Source organism: Serratia sp. HMSC15F11, assembly GCF_001808215.1.
In the GTDB taxonomy this organism is placed as follows: Bacteria; Pseudomonadota; Gammaproteobacteria; order Enterobacterales; family Enterobacteriaceae; genus Serratia; species Serratia nevei.
Genome location: NZ_KV792441.1, coordinates 1 through 814, shown reverse-complemented (window position 1 = coordinate 814; position 814 = coordinate 1). Strand labels below are relative to the sequence as shown.

General features: G+C 38.5%; 2 protein-coding genes. Both read right to left on the bottom strand.

Features of this window, described 5'->3' with window-relative positions; all coding sequences use genetic code 11:
• Positions 1-63: 63 nt before the first annotated feature.
• On the bottom strand, positions 64-486 hold the full coding sequence (locus tag HMPREF3138_RS25315) for a hypothetical protein (RefSeq protein ID WP_246828713.1): 423 nt from the start codon (positions 484-486) through the stop codon (positions 64-66).
• Between the two features lie 3 nt (positions 487-489).
• Positions 490-814 (bottom strand): glycoside hydrolase family protein (locus HMPREF3138_RS25310; RefSeq protein WP_139145133.1); only part of this gene is annotated, 325 nt, incomplete at its 5' end.

The following is an 814-nucleotide window of genomic DNA, read 5'->3' as shown; positions in this document are numbered from 1 at the left end:
AATCAATACCCTGTTGTTGAATATTTGCAATTACTTGCGGTACACCTGTTATAGTACTTGCCATTATGTAAAAGCCTCCATCAACATACGAATAATTCTTCGTTGTTCCCCATTGTCTTTTTTAAGTCGAGTTTTAGTCATCAATGCTTTATTGCGACAAAGATGATCAGTACCGCAATATGCAATCAACGCAGCTTCAACTAATTCTGCCTCCTGACGTGTTTTAAAACACCATAGAATCTGTTTAGTATGATGTTCCCCAGTGGCAATACGTTCTTGTACTTCTTTAGAACTGGAATTGTACTTTTCCCAGTTACTTTCAATACTGGTTGATTTAATCTTTGAAGCATCTTTGACTTTTTGATAAACGCCTTTAACGCCTATATAGTATTCGCCACATTCTGGAAATTGAATCAGATACACGAAAGCAGCATAATCCAGTACGTCATATAGATCCCAATCATCCTGATAAAACATTGTCCACATAAATCACCCACGTACTACATAGGCGATCATTGAATCAACACGATTAGGGGTTTGTTTGTACCAACGTGAATCTTTGCATTCGATAATAGCAGTTGCATAATTACCTGCCTTTAGAGCTGCTAGGAACTTCTTGAAGCCCTTCACACCAGCAAGACCTAGTTGGAATACCATAATGATTAGAAAATCATTCCAGCGGCTTTCTACGGGTAGATTTACGCCAAGTGAAGCAACACCAGCACGTGCAATTGCAATATCTGTATCTAGTAATGCATCGGCTTGTGCTTCCGTAAGCCCATTACTAAAATCTTCACCTTTAAGTACTAAGTGA

Bases quoted from the DNA above. Each gene is read 5' to 3' on its own strand.
- HMPREF3138_RS25315 (WP_246828713.1), bottom strand. From the start codon at position 486: ATGTGGACAATGTTTTATCAGGATGATTGGGATCTATATGACGTACTG.